Annotated in this window: 19 protein-coding genes; 8 read left to right on the top strand and 11 right to left on the bottom strand. The window is 67.6% G+C overall.

The window, feature by feature from the left end; all coding sequences use genetic code 11:
- Positions 1 to 220: 220 nt before the first annotated feature.
- The 3 genes from A9G05_RS16845 to A9G05_RS16835 form a co-directional block, all read right to left on the bottom strand.
- Positions 221 to 1,714, bottom strand: a complete 1,494-nt coding sequence (locus A9G05_RS16845; RefSeq protein ID WP_069562068.1) for an acetyl-CoA hydrolase/transferase family protein — start codon at positions 1,712 to 1,714, stop codon at positions 221 to 223.
- Between the two features lie 221 nt (positions 1,715 to 1,935).
- Positions 1,936 to 2,925: an asparaginase gene (locus A9G05_RS16840; protein ID WP_069562067.1), complete on the bottom strand. Its 990-nt coding sequence runs from the start codon at positions 2,923 to 2,925 to the stop codon at positions 1,936 to 1,938.
- Between the two features lie 159 nt (positions 2,926 to 3,084).
- A complete protein-coding gene (locus A9G05_RS16835; protein WP_069562066.1) occupies positions 3,085 to 4,530 on the bottom strand; it encodes a sodium:alanine symporter family protein in 1,446 nt (481 codons plus the stop codon).
- Between the two features lie 180 nt (positions 4,531 to 4,710).
- On the opposite strand from A9G05_RS16835, the gene A9G05_RS16830 reads away from it, so the two are divergent.
- Both A9G05_RS16830 and A9G05_RS16825 read left to right on the top strand, forming a co-directional pair.
- Entirely contained in the window at positions 4,711 to 5,529 is an 819-nt protein-coding gene (locus tag A9G05_RS16830) for a helix-turn-helix transcriptional regulator (RefSeq protein ID WP_069562065.1), read from the top strand.
- 27 nt (positions 5,530 to 5,556) lie between these two features.
- A complete protein-coding gene (locus tag A9G05_RS16825) occupies positions 5,557 to 6,258 on the top strand; it encodes a hypothetical protein (protein ID WP_069562064.1) in 702 nt (233 codons plus the stop codon).
- 677 nt (positions 6,259 to 6,935) lie between these two features.
- Here the strand turns inward: A9G05_RS16825 and A9G05_RS16820 are convergent.
- The 4 genes from A9G05_RS16820 to A9G05_RS16805 all read right to left on the bottom strand — a co-directional run bounded on the left by A9G05_RS16820 (position 6,936) and on the right by A9G05_RS16805 (position 9,186).
- Positions 6,936 to 7,316, bottom strand: a complete 381-nt coding sequence (locus A9G05_RS16820) for a VOC family protein (RefSeq protein WP_069562063.1) — start codon at positions 7,314 to 7,316, stop codon at positions 6,936 to 6,938.
- Positions 7,317 to 7,393: 77 nt separating this feature from the next.
- Positions 7,394 to 8,071: a GNAT family N-acetyltransferase gene (locus tag A9G05_RS16815; protein ID WP_069562062.1), complete on the bottom strand. Its 678-nt coding sequence runs from the start codon at positions 8,069 to 8,071 to the stop codon at positions 7,394 to 7,396.
- A 10-nt stretch (positions 8,072 to 8,081) separates the two neighbouring features.
- Positions 8,082 to 8,525, bottom strand: coding sequence for a GNAT family N-acetyltransferase (locus A9G05_RS16810; RefSeq protein ID WP_069562061.1), 444 nt, complete (start codon positions 8,523 to 8,525; stop codon positions 8,082 to 8,084).
- Positions 8,526 to 8,553: 28 nt separating this feature from the next.
- Positions 8,554 to 9,186, bottom strand: coding sequence for an FMN-binding negative transcriptional regulator (locus A9G05_RS16805; RefSeq protein ID WP_069562060.1), 633 nt, complete (start codon positions 9,184 to 9,186; stop codon positions 8,554 to 8,556).
- Positions 9,187 to 9,282: 96 nt separating this feature from the next.
- Between A9G05_RS16805 and A9G05_RS16800 the strand changes: the two genes are divergently transcribed.
- Positions 9,283 to 10,749: a PLP-dependent aminotransferase family protein gene (locus A9G05_RS16800; protein WP_069562059.1), complete on the top strand. Its 1,467-nt coding sequence runs from the start codon at positions 9,283 to 9,285 to the stop codon at positions 10,747 to 10,749.
- A gap of 775 nt (positions 10,750 to 11,524) precedes the next feature.
- On the opposite strand, the gene aspA is transcribed toward A9G05_RS16800, so the two are convergent.
- A complete protein-coding gene (aspA, locus tag A9G05_RS16795; RefSeq protein WP_069562058.1) occupies positions 11,525 to 12,949 on the bottom strand; it encodes an aspartate ammonia-lyase in 1,425 nt (474 codons plus the stop codon).
- Positions 12,950 to 13,129: 180 nt separating this feature from the next.
- Between aspA and A9G05_RS16790 the strand changes: the two genes are divergently transcribed.
- Positions 13,130 to 14,056: a LysR substrate-binding domain-containing protein gene (locus A9G05_RS16790; protein ID WP_069562057.1), complete on the top strand. Its 927-nt coding sequence runs from the start codon at positions 13,130 to 13,132 to the stop codon at positions 14,054 to 14,056.
- Between the two features lie 15 nt (positions 14,057 to 14,071).
- On the opposite strand, the gene adhP is transcribed toward A9G05_RS16790, so the two are convergent.
- Positions 14,072 to 15,094, bottom strand: a complete 1,023-nt coding sequence (gene adhP, locus A9G05_RS16785) for an alcohol dehydrogenase AdhP (protein ID WP_069562056.1) — start codon at positions 15,092 to 15,094, stop codon at positions 14,072 to 14,074.
- Between the two features lie 246 nt (positions 15,095 to 15,340).
- On the opposite strand from adhP, the gene purE reads away from it, so the two are divergent.
- The 4 genes from purE (at position 15,341) to A9G05_RS16765 (ending at position 17,848) form a co-directional block, all read left to right on the top strand.
- Positions 15,341 to 15,832: a 5-(carboxyamino)imidazole ribonucleotide mutase gene (gene purE / locus A9G05_RS16780; protein WP_069562055.1), complete on the top strand. Its 492-nt coding sequence runs from the start codon at positions 15,341 to 15,343 to the stop codon at positions 15,830 to 15,832.
- Between the two features lie 3 nt (positions 15,833 to 15,835).
- Positions 15,836 to 16,918, top strand: a complete 1,083-nt coding sequence (locus A9G05_RS16775; protein ID WP_069562054.1) for a 5-(carboxyamino)imidazole ribonucleotide synthase — start codon at positions 15,836 to 15,838, stop codon at positions 16,916 to 16,918.
- A gap of 82 nt (positions 16,919 to 17,000) precedes the next feature.
- On the top strand, positions 17,001 to 17,246 hold the full coding sequence (locus A9G05_RS16770) for a GlsB/YeaQ/YmgE family stress response membrane protein (protein WP_069562053.1): 246 nt from the start codon (positions 17,001 to 17,003) through the stop codon (positions 17,244 to 17,246).
- A 65-nt stretch (positions 17,247 to 17,311) separates the two neighbouring features.
- Complete coding sequence (locus A9G05_RS16765) at positions 17,312 to 17,848, top strand: DUF3299 domain-containing protein (RefSeq protein WP_069562052.1); 537 nt, start codon at positions 17,312 to 17,314, stop codon at positions 17,846 to 17,848.
- Positions 17,849 to 17,854: 6 nt separating this feature from the next.
- Here A9G05_RS16765 and A9G05_RS16760 read toward each other — a convergent pair whose 3' ends face one another.
- Together A9G05_RS16760 and oadA are read right to left on the bottom strand one after the other, a co-directional pair.
- On the bottom strand, positions 17,855 to 18,295 hold the full coding sequence (locus A9G05_RS16760; protein WP_069562051.1) for a CBS domain-containing protein: 441 nt from the start codon (positions 18,293 to 18,295) through the stop codon (positions 17,855 to 17,857).
- A gap of 731 nt (positions 18,296 to 19,026) precedes the next feature.
- Positions 19,027 to 20,847 (bottom strand): sodium-extruding oxaloacetate decarboxylase subunit alpha, encoded by a 1,821-nt coding sequence (oadA, locus tag A9G05_RS16755; RefSeq protein WP_069562050.1) that lies wholly within the window; start codon positions 20,845 to 20,847, stop codon positions 19,027 to 19,029.
- Between the last annotated feature and the right edge of the window lie 10 nt (positions 20,848 to 20,857).

Genomic DNA, 20,857 nt, shown 5'->3' with positions numbered 1-20,857 from the left:
CGAAAATTGTAGGGCTACTAGAAAGCAAGCTAACTAACTGTATTGGTAAAATTTTAGTTAGCTGTACCGGTCACCCGTTGAAACCCTCGGCATTCAACGGGAAACCGGATTTTCCTCTGAGGAAGTAACTTTTGGCAGGGGTTTGGAGCAGTACAGTTGGCCTTTTACCTGATGCAGTTTTTTGACCTGTTTGTCAGGTAGAAGGCCATTCGGAAGGGGCTCAACTGGCCAGCATGCGGCCGGTTTCTTCCAGGTTGATGTGCCAGGCCATGGCCTCGCGGAGCAGGTGCGGGGTGTGCCCGCCCTTGGCGCAGGCGGCGGTGAAGTACGCATCGAGCGCCGGACGATAATCCGGATGCACGCAGTTGTCGATGATGACCCGTGCGCGCTCGCGCGGCGCCAGGCCGCGCAGGTCCGCCAGGCCCTGTTCGGTGACGAGGATGTCGACGTCGTGCTCGGTGTGGTCCACGTGGCTGACCATGGGCACCACGCTGGAGATGGCACCGCCCTTGGCGATGGACTTGGTGACGAAGATCGCCAGGTGGGCGTTGCGGGCGAAGTCACCCGAGCCGCCGATGCCGTTCATCATCCTGGTGCCGCCGACGTGGGTGGAGTTGACGTTGCCGTAGATGTCGAACTCCAGGGCGGTGTTGATGCCGATGATGCCCAGGCGCCGCACCACTTCGGGATGGTTGGAGATCTCCTGCGGGCGCAGCACCAGCTTGTCCTTGTAGCGCTCCAGGTTGCCGAACACGTCGGCGTTGCGGCGCGCGGAGAGGGTGATGGAGCTGCCCGAGGCGAAGCGCAGCTTGCCGGCGTCGATCAGGTCGAAGGTGGAGTCCTGCAGCACCTCGGAATACATGGTGAGGTCCTGGAAGGGCGAGTCGATCAGGCCGCACATCACCGCGTTGGCGATGCTGCCGATGCCGGCCTGCAGCGGGCCGAGGTTGTTGCTCATGCGGCCGTCGGCCACTTCACGGCCGAAGAAGGCGATCAGGTGGTCGGCGATGGCCTGGGTCTCGTGGTCCGGCGGCAGCACGGTGGACAGCGAGTCGGGCTGGTTGGTGAAGACGATGCCGGCGATCTTCGCCGGGTCGATCGGGATCGCGGTGCTGCCGATGCGGTCGTCCACACGGGTCAGCGGGATCGGCGTGCGGGTCGGGCGGTAGGTCGGGATGTAGATGTCGTGCAGTCCTTCCAGGTTGGTGTGGTGAGAGAGGTTTATCTCCACGATCACCCGCTTGGCGAAGATGGCGAAGCTGGCCGAGTTGCCCACCGAGGTGGTCGGCACGATGTGGCCCTGCTCGGTGATGGCGGTGGCCTCGATCACGGCGATGTCCGGCAGCTTGAGCTGGTGGTTGCGCAGTTGCTCGACGGTTTCCGACAGGTGCTGGTCGATGAACATCACGCTGCCGTCGTTGATCGCCTTGCGCAGGGTGCTGTCCACCTGGAACGGCATGCGCCGCGCCAGTACGCCGGCCTCGGTGAGCTGCTTGTCGAGGTCGTTGCCCAGGCTGGCGCCGGTCATCAGGGTGATGCGCAGCGGCGAGGCCTTGGCGCGCTCGGCCAGGGCGCGAGGCACGGCCTTGGCTTCACCGGCGCGGGTGAAGCCGCTCATGCCGACGGTCATGCCGTCTTCGATCAGGGCCGCGGCCTCGGCCGCACTCATGACCTTGTCCAACAACGAGGGCAGGCGTACGCGATCAGGGTACATGGAGGAAAACCTCAGGGCTTCAGGGTGGGGGAGGAAGGCGCGCAGTCTAGGGGCTGCGGCGCGGGGCGACTTCTATACCAAGGTCGAACAGGCCGCTCTGGACGGGGCCTTTGCGCGCGTCATGGTGGTGGTTCGGGCGGCGTTTTTGAATGCGGCGGATTGGCGCGGCGCAGACGGCCGCGCGGGGCATGGTGAGGGGCCCGGGCAGGCCCCTGCGGGGGTTACTCGGCGCGTTCGCCGCACAGGTCCAGGGCGAACCAGCGTTCCGTCGCCTCGGCGTCCAGGCCGGCGCCAATCAGGGCGAACAGCTTGGCCAGGGCGGCCTCGCGGGTCATGCCGCCGGCCGACACCAGGCCACTGGCGGCCAGTTGGCTGCCGGCGGCGTAGACACCGAACTCCACATGCCCGGCCGGGCACTGGCTGATGGCCGCCAGCACCACGCCGCGCTGGCGCGCCTCGCGCAGCACCTGCAGCAGCTCGGCGTTGTCCGACGGGCCGGTGCCGCTGCCGTAGCACTCCAGCAGCAGGCCCTGCACGCCACTGCCCAGCAGGGCCCGCAGGTGCGCGGCCTGCAGGCCGGGGAACAGCGGCACCACCGCCAGGTTGACCGGCTGGCGACGGACGGCGAAGCCCAGCTCGGCAGGCACCGGGGCGTGCTCGCCGTGGCGCGGGCGCGGCAACACGGTGAAGGCATCCAGCGCCTCGCTGTACAGCTTGCTGACCCGGGCACCGTGCATCAGCGCACCGTTGAACCACAGGTGCACGCCGGGCGCCACGCCAGCCGCGAGGGCCGCCAGGGCGCCGCACAGGTTGGGCCAGGCGTCGCTGCCCTCGGCACCGGCCGGCAGCATGGAGCCGGTGAGCACCACCGGCACGCCCAGGCCGAGCAGCTGGAAGCTCAGGGCCGCGGCGCTGTAGGCCAGGGTGTCGGTGCCATGCAGCAGCAGCACGGCGTCGTGCCCGCCTTCGCGCACCGCATCGACGATGACGTCGCGCATGGCCAGCCACTGGGCCTGGGTCATGTTGGCGCTGTCCAGCAGGGGCAGCATCTCGGCGAAGGTGAAGTCCAGGGCCGGCGCCTCGGGCTGGCTCGCCAGGTGCTCGCGCATGCGCGCCTCGAAGCCGCCGGCTGGGGCCAGGCCCTGGGCGCTCTGCAGCATGCCGATGGTGCCGCCGGTATAGAGGACGAAGAGGTTCTTGACTGCGCTCATGCCGTGTCCTGTTCCCTCGGGGATAAAACGGTGGGCCAGCATAACGCTGAATCCGGCCGCGAACGCGAGCCGATCCCACCAGAAAAACCTGTGCCTGATACGAAGATGCCGCTTCCCCGCAGGGCGGAGAAGCGGCATCCGGTGACGCGAGGTGTGTGCTTAGCGGTGGCTTTCCGCCAGGCCGGCCGGGGCCTGTTGCGGGGCCGCTTCGCTGGCCGGGCGGGTCGGCCAGGCGGCGCGGTCCAGATCCAGGTCGGCGAACTTGCTGGCGTCGAACACCGGGGTGTCGATGCCGGCCTTGACTTGGGCGTCGTAGTCACGCATCAGGCGCATGCCGACCTTGAACAGCAGGGTGATGGCCACCAGGTTGACCACGGCCAGCAGGCCCATGGTGACGTCGGCGAAACCGAACACGGTGGACAGGTCCTGCATGGAACCCCACAGCACCAGCGCCATGACCAGCGCGCGGTAGACGATCAGCAGGGCGCGCTTGGAGCTGAAGAAGCTCAGGGCGTTCTCACCCAGGTAGTAGTTGTAGACCAGGGTGGTGAAGACGAAGAGCAGCAGCGCCATGCTCACGAAGATGCGGCCCCACTCGCCCACTTCGGCCGCCAGGGCCGCCTGGGTGAGGACCACACCGGCCATTTCGCTGCCCGGCTGGTAGACGCCGGAGAGCAGGATGATCAGCGCGGTGCTGGTGCAGATCAGCAGGGTGTCGATGAACACGCTGAGGGACTGCACGATGCCCTGGGCCGCAGGGTGCTTGACCTCGGCAACGGCCGCCACGTTGGGCGCACTGCCCAGGCCGGCTTCGTTGGAGAACAGGCCGCGCTTGACGCCCATGATGATGGCTGCACCGACGCCACCGGCGAAGGCCGGCTCGAGGCCGAAGGCGCTCTTGACGATCAGGGCCAGGGTGGCCGGAACCTCGGACAGGTTCATGCCGATGATCACCAGGGCCATGAGGATGTAGCCGCCGGCCATCACCGGAACCAGCACGTCAGCCATGCCGGCGATGCGCTTGATGCCGCCGAAGACGATCAGGCCGATCACGCCGACCAGGGCGATGCCGCTGATCCAGGTGGGCAGGCCGAAGGTGTCATGCAGCGAGGTGGCCACGGTGAAGGATTGCACGGCGTTGAAGCCGAAGCCGAAGGTCACCAGCAGCAGGAACGAGAAGATCACCGCCAGCCAGCGCTGGCCGAGGCCGTGGAGGATGTAGAAGGCCGGGCCGCCACGGTAGGTGCCGTCCGCTTCGCGGCGCTTGTACAGCTGCGCGAGGGAGCACTCGAAGTAGCTGGTCGCCATGCCCAGCAGGGCCACCACCCACATCCAGAACACTGCGCCCGGGCCGCCGAGCATGATGGCCACGGCCACACCGGCGATGTTGCCGGCGCCGACACGGCCGGCTACGGAAAGCATCAGGGCCTGGAACGAACTGAGCTGGCCTTCCTTGCGCTGCAGCGCCTGGCCGAAGATGCGGAACATGTCGCCGAAGTAGCGCAGCTGGACGAAGCGCGAGGCAATGGTGAAGAAGAGTCCGAGGCCCACGAGGACCACAATCAGCAGTTTGCCCCACAGGAAGTCATTGAGCAGATCGAGCATGGCGTTTCACCTGATCCAGTTTGTTGTTGTTGGGAGCGGCAGCGGGTATTGACGGCGCTGCGCCTGGAAAGGTGGGCATGTTTGAGGAAGGGCCTCGGCTGGGCAATTTCGCAGCCTGTAACCACTTGTTGCGAGTTGACGCTATAATCGCGCCGCTCGCGTCAGCTGGAGGGCCGGCAATTGTCGAACAATCTGGGTGCCAACCTGAAGTTGCTGTGCAGCCACTACCGCTCTATCTCGGAGGTTTGCCGCAAACTGTCGATCAACCGCGCGCAGTTCAACAAGTACCTCAGCGGGCAGAGCGCGCCGACGGCGTACAACCTCAAGCGCATCGGTGATTTCTTCGGCGTCGAGGACTACGAACTGGGCCTGCCACCGGAGCAGTTCGCCCGCCTGATCGGCGCCCGCCGCCCCCACGACAGCGCCGCCCCCAGCGACGACCCGCTGATGCAGATGCTGCGCCCCCTGCGCGAGCACGCCGGCGACCTGTCGCGCTACTGCGGTTACTACTTCGAATATTCCAACTGCATGTCGGTGCCCGGCACCATCCTGCTGTCGCTGGTGCACCTGTGGGAGGAGCGCGGCACCTTCCTGTTCGAGCGCCAGGAACGCCAGGAGCGCTCCAGCTCGTCCAACGTCGAGGCCGAGGACTGGGTGCGCTGCCGCTACCTCGGTGCGGCGTTCCAGTTGCAGGACCGGCTGTTCCTCGCCGACTTCGAGTCGCTCACCCTCAACGAGATGAGCCAGACCATCCTCATCCCCAGCTTCAAGAGCCGCATCACCCGCCTCAACGGCCTCAAGACCGGCGTCTCCAGCGGCGACCGGCGCAACCCCGCCTGCACCCGCGTGGTGTGGGAATACCTGGGGCCGGAGATCAACCGCGTCAGCGCCTACCGCCAGGTGATGCTCTATCGCCCGGACGACCCGCGCATCGACGAGGACATCCGCCGCCGCCTGCAGGTCGGGCCGCTGCAGAACAACCTGTTCGAAATCGACTGACCCACCCGCTTCAAGGACCCCCCGACCATGGACGTTCTCCGTAACCCCCGCTCCCTCGCCCGTGCCCTCGTGCTGCTGCTCGCCGGACTCCTGCTCGCCGGCTGCGGCGGCGGCGTCAAGGGCAAGGGCTACCTGTTCACCCGCGACAGCCAGGTGCTGCGCCTGAACGACGAGGCCACCCTGCACCAGGGCCACAAGGAGCTGGAATTCAGCCCTACGCCGAGCCTCTTCGGCACCCTGCGCCTGAAGGACGAACGCGACGACGTCAGCATCGACGTGCCGCGCAGCGCCTACGGCAAGCGCTCGTTCTTCATCGACGGCCGCGAGGCCGGGCTGAACTACGACATCAAGGCCCGCTGGCGCGAGGAGCGCGAACTGCAGACCGAGCGCGATCGCCAGGAGTCCTGCACCGCACCGGGCTACTGCACCCGCACCGTGAGCGTCCTCAACTGCGACGGCAAGCGCTACCTCAAGGGCACCGAGCGCTACGGCGACCGCCTCGACGACCAGAACTGCCGGCGCGAGCAGGTGACCCGCACCGACTATTTTCACGATTGCCCCGGCTCACGCCCGGTGCGCGAGCGCTACCAGGTCTACCGCCTGCTGGTGAACCTGTCCTTCACCGACCCCGCCCATAAAGGCCCGCCGGCCGCCGAGTTCGACGGCGAAAGCCGCCTGCGCGACCGCTTCCTGGAACGCCTCTCCGAAGGCGCCTGCCGGGTCAATTGACCCCCGCACCACACGCCGTGCCACCGCCTGGCCGCGACGTGATGCGCTTCGTGGCCTCAGCGCATCCTACGGTCCGCCCGAGGGCCAACCGGAGACGTCGGGTGCGGTGCCGAACGCCTCAATCGGCCCCCGTAGGATGGCGCTGAGCGCAGCGAAGCCCATCGATCCGAGCGCCAAGGCCATCCGTGGTGCCATCACCTGACCGCGACGCGATGCGCTTCGTGGCCTCAGCGCATCCTACGGTTCGCCCAAGAACCAACCGGAGACGTAGGGGGGATCGCGCTTCACCGATCCACCGACGGTGGGTGCCGAACGCCTCAATACGCACCCGTAGGATGGCGCTGAGCGCAGCGAAGCCCATCGATCCGAGCGCCAAGGCCATCCGTGGTGCCATCACCTGGCCGCGACGCGATGCGCTTCGTGGCCTCAGCGCATCCTACGGTTCGCCCAAGAACCAACCGGAGGCGTAGGGGGGATCGCGCTTCACCGATCCACCGACGGTGGGTGCCGAACGCCTCAATCGGCCCTCGTAGGATGGCGCTGAGCGCAGCGAAGCCCATCGATCCGAGCGCCAAGGCCATCCGTGGTGCCATCACCTGGCCGCGACGCGATGCGCTTCATGGCCTCAGCGCATCCTGCGGCGCTCTATCGAGGGGATCGCGTCCGGCAGTGCCTGCTCAGGGCTGGCGAGGCGGCTCGATGTTCTGGCTGATGCGCCAGAGCACGCCGCTGGGATCAAACACCATGAACTCGCGCATGCCCCAGGGCTGGTCTTGCGGAGGGATCAGGCGTGTACCGAAGCACTCATCCAGGCGTGCGCCGTTGATCTGTTCCCACCAGGCATCGACTTCTTCTACCAACAGATGCATGACGAAATTCTCGGCCTGTTCCTTTATGTAGAAGTTCTGGAGCAGGAACGCGCAGTGTTCACCGTGACTGAAGTAGGCGAGCTGATCATCCGACCAGCCTGGTTTGAAGCCCAGGGCCTTGTAGAAATCCTGGCTGAGGAGAAAGTCCCGTGCCGGGACAAAGGTTTTCAACTCGATGCTGTGCAGCATGGGATGTCCTTGTCGTGAGGTGCCATACGTTAGCGTGGCGGAGTCCCTGATAGTGAGTGTTGAGCCGAAGTAGCGGGCTATGCCCCTCGCACGTCCTCCAGCCGGCGGCGCTGGCGGCCTTCGCCGTCGAAGTTATCCACAGCCAGCCAGGCTTCGAAGGCGCCGCGCACGGCGGGCCATTCGCCGTCGATGATGGAGAACCAGGCGGTGTCGCGGTTCTGGCCCTTGGTGACCATGTGCTGGCGGAACAGCCCTTCGTAGCGGAACCCCAGGCGTTCGGCAGCGCGCATGGAGCGGGCGTTGGCGGCGTTGCACTTCCATTCCAGGCGGCGGTAGCCGAGGTCGTCGAAGGCGTGGCGGGCCAGCAGCCAGACCGTTTCGGTAGAGGCCGGCGAGCGCTGCATGGCCTGGCCGAAGGCGATGTGGCCGATCTCGATGGCGCCGTCCTTCTGGGCGATGCGCAGGTAGCTGAGCAGGCCGCTGACGCGGCCGCTGGCCAGGTCGACGACGGCGTAGAACAGCGGGTCGCGGCTGGCGGCGTGGCCGGCGAGCCAGGTGTCGAAGGGCGCGCGCTCGGGGAAGGGGCCGTAGGGCAGGTAGTTCCACAGCGCCGGGTCGTGGCCAGGCCCTTGCAGGGCGTGCCAGAGGTCGTCGCCATGGCGCGCCGGGTCGAGGGCTTCCAGGCGCACGAAGCGCCCGGGCAGGGCGCGGTGGTCGGGGGTGGGGCGGGGTTGCCAGTGGCTGAGGTCGGTCATGGGGCGGTCCTCACAGGACTTTGCGGTACTGGACGAAGCCGGAACGGTCGGCGATGCGGTCGTAGAGCTGCATGGCGTCGGTGTTGGTCGCGTGGGTCAGCCAGTGCACCCGCGAGCCGCCGGCGGCCCCGGTGCGGGCGTAGACGTATTCGATCAGCGCGCGGCCGATGCCGGCGCCGCGCAGGCCCTCGGCAACGAACAGGTCCTGCAGGTAGCAGTAGTTGCCCACCGTCCAGCAACTGCGGTGGTCGATGCAGTGCACCATTCCGACGGCGCGGCCGTCCTGCCAGGCGAGGGCGGCGTGCATGGGTTCGGCCGGGTCGAGGAAGCGCTGCCAGGTGACGGCGCTGGTGGCTTCGGGGATCTCGGTCTTGTAGAAGCGCTGGTAGCCCTGCCAGAGGGGCAGCCAGGCGGCGTGGTCATCAGCGGTGACGGGGCGGATATCGAGGCTCATGGGGCATCCTTGTGGGCTCGGTTGAGGGTCAGGATGTGGGCTGCAACCGGGCCGCCAGGGCCTGGTCGCGCGGGTCGGCGGAGGCCTCCAGGCCGGCGCGGACACCGGCCTGGTCGGCAGCGGAACGGTTCTGGCCGAGCTTCCACTTGCCTTCCAGGCGGCGGATCGGCAGGGCGAAGCCGACGATGGCACGCAGCATGCTGGCCAGGTAGTCGGCCGGGGCTTCGTCCACGGACCAGGGGTGGGCCTGGCGTGCTTCGTGGCGGTCACTGAGCTGGCGCACCAGGGCCAGCAGGCGTTCGGGGTCGTCGAACACCTCGGCCTGACCCCAGGCGTGCACGGCGATGTAGTTCCAGGTGGGCACCGCCTTGCCGTGCTCGGCCTTGCCCGGGTACCAGCCGGGGTGGACGTAGGCGTCCGGCCCGCTGAACACCACCAGGGTTTCGCTGCCGGCGGCCAGGTCGCGCCAGTGCGGGTTGGCCCGGGCGAAGTGGCCGTAGAGGGTGCCGAACTCGCCTTCGCCGGGGGCCAGCAGCAGCGGCAGGTGGCTCGCCTGCAGGCCCTGGGGGCCGGCGCTGGTGAGCAGCGCGAGGCCGCTGGCATCGATCTGGGTGTGGAGCTGGGCCAGGTCGTCCTGGCGGAAGGCGGCGGGGCAGTACATGGTCGGTCTCCTTGGCGATGGCTTCATGCTAGGCAGGGAATTGGCCTTGTGTAAGATCCATTGGCCGCCACTTTCATAGAGCCAATCGAGGCCGCCATGACCGCCACGCCACCCTTGCCTGTCGACCTCTCCGGTATCCGCCTGGACCCAGCGCGGGGGCTGTCTCGGCAGCTCTACGAGGCGTTGCGCGAACGCATCCTCGACGGGCGCCTGGGCAGCCGCACGCGCTTGCCCGCCAGTCGCGACCTGGCGGCGCTGCTGGGCATCTCCCGCAACACCGTGACCCGTGCCTTCGACCAGCTCTACGCCGAGGGCTACGTGGAGGGGCGGGTGGGCGACGGCACCTATGTGGTGGAGTTATCCACAAGCCCGCCGATGGCCCTGCCCGAACCGCCCGGGCCGGCGCCGAGCCTGGCCCTGGAGCGCCTGGAGCGGCATCACCTGCCGGCTTCGCCGGAGCGCGCGCCCCGTGCCTTTCGCATCGGCGTGCCGGCCTTCGACCTGTTTCCCTTCGAGACCTGGGCACGACTGTCGGCGCGCTTCTGGCGCAAGCCGTCGCTGGCGCGCCTGGGCTATGGCGACCCGGCGGGCGACCGCGGCCTGCGCGAGCTGGTGGCGGCCTACCTGCGCAGCAGCCGGGGCCTGGCCTGCGATGCGGAGCAGGTGGTGATCACCTGCGGTGCGCAGCAGGCCATCAGCCTCTGTGCGCAGTTGCTGGTGCAGCCGGGGGACCGGGTGGCTGTGGAAAACCCCGGCTATCGCGCGGCGGGCCACGCCTTTGCGGTGACAGGTGCGCAGGTGGTGGGGGTGCCTGTGGACAACGAGGGGCTGGTCTGCGCGGCGCTGCCGGCTGTGGATAACTGCCGGCTGGTGTACCTGACGCCGTCCCACCAGTACCCGACGGGGGTGACCCTGTCCCTGGCGCGGCGCCTGGAGCTGCTGGAGTGGGCCGAGCGCGAGGGCGGCTGGATCATCGAGGACGACTACGACGGCGAGTACCGCTACAGCGGAGTGCCGCTGGCACCCCTGGCCTCGCTGGACCGGCAGGGGCGGGTGCTCTACGTCGGCACCTTCTGCAAGATCGCCTTCCCGGCCCTGCGCCTGGGCTACCTGGTGCTGCCGCCGGCCCTGGCCCAGCCCTTCGCCCGGCGGCTGGCCCTGGACATGCGCCATTCGGAGATCGGCACCCAGGCGGTGATGGCGGAGTTCATCGCCGCCGGGCACTTCCAGCGCCATGTCCGGCGCATGCGCCAGGCCGCCCGGGCGCGTCGCGATGCTTTGCTGCGGGACTGGCCGGCGGCGATTCCCGGTTGCGCGCCGATGCCGGCGGTGGAGGCGGGGCTGCACCTGTGCATCCGCGTCGACAGCCTGGCGCGGGAGCAGGCGCTGCTGGACGCCGCGCGGGCGGCGGGGGTGGAGATGAACGGGTTGAGCGGCTATTGGCTGGAAGACAGTGACGAGCCTGTGGATAACCGCGCCGGGCTGGTGCTGGGCTTCGCCGCCGTGCCCGAGCCGGAGATCGCCGAGGCGGTGCGGGTGTTGCGCCGGGCCTGGCAGGTGTAGATGCCACAGGGGGCTTCGGTGTCGGGTGTGAGTCCGGTCGGTGGATAAAAAGAGCGTTATCCACCCTACGCAATGATCGGCACCCATTGGGTGGATCGCGCTTCATCGGTCCACCAGCGGAGCTGCGGCAGGCTCGGATGGTGGGCTGAAGCCCCCCTACGTCTGCGCCAGCTCCCGTAGCCTGGGCTTCAGCCCAGGGATGTTCGGCTCCAAATTCCAGGGCTGAAGCCCGGGCTACGGGGCTGGCGGGTGTAGATCCACGGGGAGGGGATTCGGTGTCGGGTGTAAGTCCGGTCTGTGGATAAAAAGAGCGTTATCCACCCTACGCAATGATCGGCACCCATTGGGTGGATCGCGCTTCATCGGTCCACCAGCGGAGCTGCGGCGGGTCCGGATGGTGGGCTGAAGCCCACCCTACGCCTCGGCAGCCCCCGTAGCCAGGGCTTCAGCCCAGGGATGTTCGACTCCAAATTCCCGGGCTGAAGCCCGGGCTACGGCTGGCGGGTGTAGATCCACGGGGAGAGGCTTCGGTGTCGGGTGTAAGTCCGGTCGGTGGATAAAAAGAGTGTTGTCCACCCCACGCAATGACCAGCACCCGTAGGGTGGATCGCGCTTCATCGATCCACCAGCGGTGCTGCGGCGGTCTCCGATGGTGGGCTGAAGCCCACCCTGCGTTTGGCCGAGTGGGGTACTTTTCCACAGGCAAAAAAAAGGATGGTCAGACGACCATCCTCTGGAATGAGGGGCTACGCCCCTCCTGGTGAGACGGTAAGGCTCAGGCCTTCAGCGGTACGAGGCGCGGGGCGATCATGTTTTCCGGGCGGAGGATGTCCGCCAGCATGGAGTCGTCCAGCAGCTTCTCTTCGCGAACCAGTTCCAGTACGCCGCGGCCGCTGATCAGGGCCTCCTTGGCGATACGGGTGGAGTTCTCGTAGCCGATGTAGGGGTTGAGCGCGGTGATCAGGCCGATGGAGTTCTCCATCAGGCGGCGGCAGTGCTCTTCGTTGGCGGTGATGCCGACGATGCAGTGCTCGCGGAGCATGTCCATGGCGCGCTGGAGCAGGCGGATCGAGTCGAAGATCTTGTAGGCGATCAGCGGCTCCATCACGTTCAACTGCAACTGGCCGCCTTCGGCGGCGAGGGTCAGGGCCAGGTCGTTGCCGATCACTTCGAAGGCGACCTGGTTGACCGCTTCCGGGATCACCGGGTTGACCTTGCCGGGCATGATCGAACTGCCCGGCTGGCGCGCCGGCAGGTTGATCTCGTTGATGCCGGTGCGCGGGCCGCTGGAGAGCAGGCGCAGGTCGTTGCAGATCTTCGAAAGCTTGACCGCGGTGCGCTTGAGCATGCCGGAGAACAGCACGAAGGCGCCCATGTCGGAGGTGGCTTCGATCAGGTCGGCGGCGGGCTTCAGCGGCTGGCCGCTGATTTCGGCCAGGCGCTCGACGGCCAGCTTCTGGTAGCCGGGGTCGGCGTTGATGCCGGTGCCGATGGCGGTGCCGCCCAGGTTCACTTCGGTCAGCAGCTCGGGTGCCAGGCGACGCAGGCGGTCCAGGTCCTCGCCCAGGGTGGTGGCGAAGGCGTGGAATTCCTGGCCCAGGGTCATGGGCACGGCGTCCTGCAGCTGGGTGCGGCCCATCTTCAGCACATGGGCGAACTCTTCACCCTTGGCGGCGATGGCCTGGATCAGGCTGTCGAGGCTGGCCAGCAGGGCGTCGTGGCCCAGCAGGAGGCCGAGGCGGATGGCGGTGGGGTAGGCGTCGTTGGTGGACTGCGCCATGTTCACGTCGTTGTTCGGGTGCAGGTACTTGTACTCGCCCTTCTGCTTGCCCATCGCTTCGAGGCCGATGTTGGCGATGACCTCGTTGGCGTTCATGTTGGTGGAGGTGCCGGCACCGCCCTGGATCATGTCCACCACGAACTGGTCGTGGTACTCGCCACGGATCAGGCGGGCGCAGGCCTCGGTGATGGCGGCGTGCTTGTCGGCCGGCAGGTGGCCGAGCTGCTTGTTGGCGTCGGCGGCGGCCTGCTTGACCATGGCCAGGGCGACGACCAGTTTCGGGTAGTGCGACAGGGGCACTCCGGAAAGGCGGAAGTTCTGCACGGCGCGCAGGGTCTGGATGCCGTAATAGGCATCGGCGGAAACTTCGAGGGTGCCGAGCAGGTCTTTTTCGACGCGGAAGGATGCAGCAGCGGACATGATGCGATTCATCTCTGGAAGAACACGGCTAGTGCCGCGATGCCCGCTAATCTAAGGCTCCAGGCATTTTTAGACCAATGCTGTTATTCGCTGCCCTATGCACAATCGGCATAATGCAGGTGTGACGCCGCTTCGCTGGCAAGCGTGTGCACCAAAATCGAGCATTCCCTGGAAGGCCCCATGAACCTGGAAACCAAATGGCTGGAGGACTTCGTCGCCCTGGCCAACACCCGCAGCTTCTCCCAGGCCGCCGAGCGGCGCTTCGTCACCCAGCCGGCGTTCAGCCGGCGCATCCGCAGCCTGGAGGCGGCGTTGGGGCTGACCCTGGTGAACCGCTCGCGCACGCCGATCGAGCTGACCGACTCGGGTCAGCTGTTTCTGGTCACCGCGCGCAGCCTGGTGGAGCAACTGGGGGAGGTGGTGCGCCGCCTGCACCATCTGGAGGGCCAGCAGGGCGAGGTGCTGCAGTTCGCCGCGGCCCACTCCCTGGCGCTGGGTTTCTTCCCGCAGTGGATCGCCCGGTTGCGGGCCGAGGGGCTGAACATCTCCAGCCGCCTGATCGCCACCAACGTGGGGGAGGCGGTGCACTCGCTGCGGGAGGGGGGCTGCGACCTGATCCTGGCCTTCTATGACCCGGACGCGGCACTGCAGATGGACCCGGAACTGTTCCCGTCCATGAGCCTGGGGCGCACCGAGATGCTGCCGGTGTGCGCGGTGGATGCCGAGGGCAAGCCGCTCTACGAGCTGGACAGCGGGCAGAGCGTGCCGCTGCTGGCCTACAGCGCCGGGGCCTTCCTCGGGCGTTCGGTGAACCTGCTGCTGCGCCAGCGGGCCCTGCGTTCCACCACGGTGTACGAGACGGCGATGGCCGACAGCCTCAAGAGCATGGCGTTGCAGGGCCTGGGCGTGGCCTGGGTGCCGCGCTTCAGTGCCGAGGCGGCGCTGGCGCGGGGGGACCTGGTGGTGTGCGGCGGGCCGCACTGGCACGTGCCGCTGGAGATCCGCCTGTACCGCTGCGCGCTGGTGCGCAAGGCGGCCATCCGCCTGCTGTGGCGCAAGCTGGAGGGCGGGCTGGGGGCGACGCTGGAAGGAGGAGGGGCCGGCTGAGCCGGCCCCGGCGGGTCAGGGGTTGATGACGATGCGGCCTTCGATCTTGCCGGCGCGCATCTGGTCGAAGATGCCGTTGATGTTGTCCATCGAGTCCTTGTGGATGGTGGCCTTCACCAGGCCTTCGCCGGCGAAGTCCAGCGCTTCCTGCAGGTCGGCGCGGGTGCCGACGATGGAGCCGGTGATGCTGATGGCCTTGAGCACCACGTCGAAGATCGGCGTGGGGAAGTCGCCCGGGGGCAGGCCCACCAGGGCCACGGTGCCGCCGCGACGGGCCATGCCGATGGCCTGGCCGAAGGCGCTGTTGGACACGGCGGTGACCAGCACGCCGTGGGCGCCGCCGATGTCGCGCTGGATCACCTCGGCGGGGTTCTCGTTGCGGGCGTTGATGGTCAGGCTGGCGCCGAGCTTGCGGGCCAGGTCGAGCTTGGCGTCGTCGACGTCGATGGCCGCCACGTGCAGGCCCATGGCGCGGGCGTACTGCACGGCCACGTGGCCGAGGCCGCCGATGCCGGAAATGGCCACCCACTGGCCGGGGCGGGCGCCGGTGACCTTGAGGCCTTTATAGACGGTGACGCCGGCGCAGAGGATCGGTGCGATCTCGTCGAACTCGACGTCCTTGGGTAGCAGCCCGACGTAGTTCGGGTCGGCCAGCACGTATTCGGCGTAGCCACCGTTCACCGAGTAGCCGGTGTTCTGCTGGCCTTCGCAGAGGGTTTCCCAGCCGGTCAGGCAGTGTTCGCAGCAGCCGCAGGCGGTGTACAGCCAGGGCACGCCGACCCGGTCGCCTTCGCGGACGCGGGTGACGCCGCTGCCGACGGCGGCGACGTAGCCGACGCCTTCATGGCCGGGGATGAAGGGCAGGGCGGGCTTCACCGGCCAGTCGCCCTCGGCGGCGTGGAGGTCGGTGTGGCAGACGCCGGAGGCCTCGATCTTCACCAGGATCTGGCCGGGGCCGGGCAGCGGCACCTTCACTTCCTCGATCCGCAACGGTTCGCCGAAGGCATGGACGACGGCGGCTTTCATGGTCTGGTTCATGGCGTTCACCTCCTGGCTGTGGAGCCTGGGAGTGTGCCGCGCCGAGCGTGACAAACCTTGCGCTGGGACAAGGTTCCGGCCCTTGGCGGGCACCGCATGACGGACGGTCGAGGCGGGTGATTACCGCGCCCGCCTTTGCGGTATACTGCGCGGCCTTCGGCCGGCAGCGCACGCCGGCCCACATCGCAGACAAGCCACGCCCTTGAGCGTGGCTTGTTGGTTTTCGACCCTTGATGAGGTACGACGATGAGCGCACTGGTAGGCGTGATCATGGGCTCCAAGTCCGATTGGAGCACCCTCAGCCACACCGCCGAGATGCTGGACAAGCTGGGCATCCCCTATGAAGTGAAGGTGGTCTCCGCCCACCGCACCCCGGACCTGCTGTTCCAGTACGCCGAAGAGGCCGAGGCCCGTGGCATCCAGGTGATCATCGCCGGTGCCGGTGGTGCCGCCCACCTGCCGGGCATGTGCGCGGCCAAGACCCACCTGCCGGTGCTCGGTGTGCCGGTGCAGTCGTCCATGCTCTCGGGCGTCGACTCGCTGCTCTCCATCGTGCAGATGCCGGCGGGCATCCCGGTCGCCACCCTGGCCATCGGCAAGGCCGGCGCGGTCAACGCCGCCCTGCTGGCCGCCAGCATCCTCGGCCACCAGCACCCGCAGTACCACGCGGCGCTGAAGGCCTTCCGCGACGAGCAGACTCGCTCGGTGCTCGACAACCCGGACCCGCGCGAGGCCTGACCCATGAAGATCGGCGTGATCGGCGGCGGCCAGCTCGGCCGCATGATGGCCCTGGCGGGCACCCCGCTGGGCATGGACTTCGCCTTCCTCGACCCGGCTCCCGACGCCTGCGCCCAGGCGCTCGGCGAGCACATCCGCGCCGACTACGGCGACCAGTACCACCTGCGCCAGTTGGCCGACGAAGTGGACCTGGTGACCTTCGAGTTCGAGAGCGTACCGGCCGAGACCGTGGCCTTCCTCTCCCAGTTCGTGCCGGTCTACCCCTCGGCCAATGCCCTGCGTATCGCCCGTGACCGCTGGTTCGAGAAGTCGATGTTCAAGGACCTGGGCATCCCCACCCCCGAGTTCGCCGACATCCAGTCCCAGGCGGACCTGGACGCCGCCGTGGCCGCCATCGGCCTGCCGGCGGTGATGAAGACCCGCACCCTGGGCTACGACGGCAAGGGCCAGAAGGTTCTGCGCAGCCCGGCGGACGTGGCCGGCGCCTTTGCCGAGCTGGGCAGCGTGCCCTGCATCCTCGAAGGCTTCGTGCCCTTCACCGGCGAAGTGTCCCTGGTGGCGGTGCGTGCCCGCGACGGCGAGACGCGCTTCTACCCGCTGGTGCACAACACCCACGAGAACGGCATCCTGCGCCTGTCCATCGCCAGCACCGACCACCCGCTGCAGGCCCTGGCCGAGGACTACGTCGGCCGTGTGCTGCGCGAGCTGGACTACGTCGGTGTGCTGGCCTTCGAATTCTTCGAAGTGGACGGCGGCCTGAAGGCCAACGAGATCGCCCCGCGCGTGCACAACTCCGGCCACTGGACCATCGAAGGCGCCGAGTGCAGCCAGTTCGAGAACCACCTGCGCGCCGTCGCCGGCCTGCCACTGGGTTCCACCGCCAAGGTGGGCGAGAGCGCCATGCTCAACTTCATCGGCGACGTGCCGCCGGTGGAGAAGGTGATCGCCGTCGGCGACTGCCACCTGCACCACTACGGCAAGGCCTTCAAGGCCGGGCGCAAGGTCGGCCACGCCACCCTGCGCAGCGCCGACCTGCCGACCCTGAAGGCGCGCATCGCCGAGGTCGAGGCGCTGATCGCCGGCTGAACCCCTGCCGCTGCGCTGCTGTCTGATCAAGGGCGTGTCCACGGACACGCCCTTTTTCATTCAGGATTCAGGAGTGACTGCCATGGGGCTCATCGGAACGCTTTTCATCGGCCTGATCGTCGGCCTGGTCGCACGCTTCCTCAAACCGGGCGACGACAGCATGGGCTGGATCTGGACCATCCTGCTGGGCATCGGCGGTTCCATCGCCGCCACCTACGGCGGCCAGGCGCTGGGCATCTACCGCGCCGGGCAGGGAGCGGGCTTCATCGGTGCGGTGGTGGGCGCCATCGTCCTGCTGATGATCTACAGCGCCATCAAGAAAGGCTGAGGGCTGGGAACCGGGAACGGGCGCGGCTAGTCTTAGCGCCTGTTTCCCGCCCGCGAGCCCGTCCCATGCGCCGTACCCTGCTGCTTCCCCTGCTGCTGTGCAGCGCCCTGGCCCACGCACAGCTCCCCGAGACCGACTGGCTGGAGCTGATGCCCCCGGAGGACCGCAAGGCCCTGGAAGAGATGCCGGACATCAGCCACAACACCCCCGAAGGCGAAGGCACCTTCACCAACAAGGGCGGGCTGAAGCAGCAGGACAAGGACCTGCCGGCGGTGATGTATTCGGCGAAGACGGTGGCCACGCTCAACGGCAAGAAGATCCGCCTGGGGGGCTACCCGGTGCCGCTGGAGACTGACGCCAAGGGGCACAACACGCTGTTCTTCCTCGTGCCCTACCCGGGCGCCTGCATCCACGTACCACCGCCGCCGCCGAACCAGATCGTGCTGGTGCGCTTCCCCAGGGGCATCGCCCTGGACGATATCTACACCCCGCTCTGGGTGAGCGGCACGCTCAAGGTGGAGCCGGTCAGCAACGACCTGGCCGACGCCGCCTATGCGATGGACGCCGGCGAGGTGCGGGTGGTGCAGGACGAGGACCTCTGACCGGCCTCAGGCCACTTCGCCGCGGATGTACTGCTCCAGGTGCTGGATCAGGTTGTCCTGCTCGGCCATGGCTTCCTTCACCAGGTCGCCGATGGACAGCAGGCCGATCAACTGGCCGTCTTCCACCACCGGCAGGTGACGCATGTGGCGGTCGGTCATCAGCGACATGCACTCGCGGATGCTCTGCCGGGCGTGGACGGTGAACACCGGCTCGGTCATGAACTCGCGCACCGGCGTCGCCACCGAGGAACGCCCCTGGAGCACGCCGCGCCGGGCGTAGTCACGCTCGCTGACGATGCCTACCAGGCGACCGCCTTCGGTGACCGGCAGGGCGCCGATGTTCTGTTCCGCCATCAGGCGCAGGGCCTCGAGCATCGGGGCATCGGCCTCGATGGTGTGGACCTGCTGGCGAGGCTTGGCGTGAAGCATCTGGGCGACGGTTTTCATGGCTTCTCCTCCCTGGGGATGGCGCTGACTGGAAGCGCAGGATGCACCCGCAGCCGGTGCGGCGGCCAAGTAGGAATTTTCATGATGACCATTGAGAAATTCATGAGCCGGGCAGGTGCAGGAACAGCCGCACCGGGTGGATCGCGCTTCCGCAGCTCCCGTAGCCCGGGGCTGGCGGGTGTAGATCCATGGGGAGAGGCTTCGGTGTCGGGTGTAAGTCCGGTTGGTGGATAAAAAGAGCGTTATCCACCCTACGCAATGACCGACCCCCGTAGGGTGGATCGCGCTTCATCGATCCACCGGCGGTGCTGCGGCAGGCTCGGATGGTGGGCTGAAGCCCACCCTACGCCTAGGCAGCTCCCGTAGCCTGGGCTTCAGCCCAGGGATGTGCGGCTCCAAGTCCCCGGGCTGAAGCCCGGGCTGCGGCTGGTAGGTGTAGATGCCACAGCGGGAGGCTTCGGTGTCGGGTGTGAGTTCGGTTGGTGGATAAAAAGAGCGTTATCCACCCTACGCAGTTACCGGCACCCGTAGGGTGGATCGCGCTTCACCGATCCACCAGCGGTGCTGCGGCAGGCTCGGATGGTGGGCTGAAGCCCCCCCTACGCCTGTGCTGCTCCCGTACCCTGGGCTTCAGCCCAGGGATGTGCGGTTCCAGGTCCCCGGGCTGTAACCGTTGGGCATAGGCAAAAAAAGGGAGCCTTTCGGCTCCCCACGGGGACTTCGGGTCGGGATCATTCGATCTCGATCAGCACCTCGCCCGGGTTGACCCGGTCGCCCTTGGCGACGTGGATCGCCTTGACGGTGCCGGCGATGGGCGCCTGGACCTCGGTTTCCATCTTCATGGCTTCGGTGATCAGCACGGCCTGGCCGGCCTTGACGCTGTCGCCTTCCTTGACCAGCACGTCGACGATGTTGCCCGGCATGGTGGTGCTGACATCGCCCGGTGCGCTGGCGCTCTTGCGCTTGTTGCCGCCGCCGCCGATGAATTCGTTCAGCGGCTCGAACACCACTTCTTCCGGCATGCCGTCGATGGACAGGTAGAAGTGGCGCTTGCCGTCGCTCTTCACCCCCACGCCGGTGATGTCCACGCGGTAGCTCTCGCCGTGCACGTCCACCACGAACTCGGTGGGTACGCCCTCGCCGCCGACCGGGGCCGGGCCCTGGCCGTTGGGGATGGGCAGCAGCTCCTCGGGCTTGAGGGTGCCGGCGGCGCGCTCTTCGAGGAACTTGCGGCCGATGTCCGGGAACATGGCGAAGGTCAGCACGTCTTCCTCGGACTGGGCCAGGCTGCCGATCTCCGCGCGCAGCCTGTCCAGCTCGGGCTTGAGCAGGTCGGCCGGGCGCACGTCGATGACGTCCTCGTTGCCGATGGCCTGGCGGCGCAGCTCTTCGTTGATCTGCCCGGCGGCCTTGCCGTAGCGGCCTTGCAGGTAGAGCTTCACTTCGTTGGTGATGGTCTTGTAACGCTCGCCGGCCAGGACGTTGAAGAAGGCCTGGGTGCCGACGATCTGCGAGGTGGGGGTGACCAGGGGCGGGTAGCCCAGGTCGGCGCGCACGCGCGGGATCTCTTCCAGCACTTCGCCCATGCGGTTCAGGGCGCCCTGTTCCTTCAGTTGGTTGGCCAGGTTGGAGATCATGCCGCCGGGCACCTGGTTGACCTGCACGCGGGTGTCGACGCCGGTGAATTCGCTCTCGAACTGGTGGTACTTCTTGCGCACGGCGTGGAAGTACAGGCCGATCTCCTGGATCAGCTCCAGGTCCAGGCCGGTGTCGTAGGGGGTGTTGCGCAGGGCCGCGACCATGGACTCGGTGCCGGGGTGGCTGGTGCCCCAGGCCATGCTGGAGATGGCGGTGTCGATGCGGTCGGCGCCGTTCTCCACGGCCTTGAGCTGGCACATGCTGGCCACGCCGGCGGTGTCATGGGAGTGCACGGCCACTTCCAGGGGCAGGGCGTCCTTCAGGGCCTTGACCAGGTCGCCGGTGGCGTAGGGGGTCAGCAGGCCGGCCATGTCCTTGATGGCGATGGAGTCCACGCCCATGGCGGCCATCTGCTTGGCCTGCTCGACGAAGGCGTCGATGGTGTGCACCGGGCTGGTGGTGTAGCAGATGGTGCCCTGGGCGTGCTTGCCGGCGGCCTTCACGGCCTCGATGGAGACGCGCAGGTTACGCACGTCGTTCATGGCGTCGAAGATGCGGAACACGTCGATGCCGTTGACGGCGGCCTTGGCCACGAAGGCGCGGACCACGTCGTCGCTGTAGTGGCGGTAGCCCAGCAGGTTCTGCCCGCGCAGGAGCATCTGCAGGCGGGTGTTGGGCAGGGCGGCCTTGAGCTTGCGCAGGCGCTCCCACGGGTCTTCCTTGAGGAAGCGCACGCAGGCGTCGAAGGTGGCGCCGCCCCAGACTTCCAGGGACCAGTAGCCGACCTTGTCCAGCTTGTCGCAGATCGGGAGCATGTCCTCGGTGCGCATGCGGGTGGCCAGCAGCGACTGGTGGGCGTCGCGCAGGATGGTGTCGGTGACGGTGATCTTTTTCGCGTGAGTGGTCTTGCTCATGTTCTGAATC

This window comes from Pseudomonas sp. ENNP23 (genome assembly GCF_001728945.1).
In the GTDB taxonomy this organism is placed as follows: domain Bacteria; phylum Pseudomonadota; class Gammaproteobacteria; order Pseudomonadales; family Pseudomonadaceae; genus Metapseudomonas; species Metapseudomonas otitidis.
Note: the sequence above shows the minus strand (reverse complement) of the source record. Positions and strands in the feature narration are given on the sequence as shown.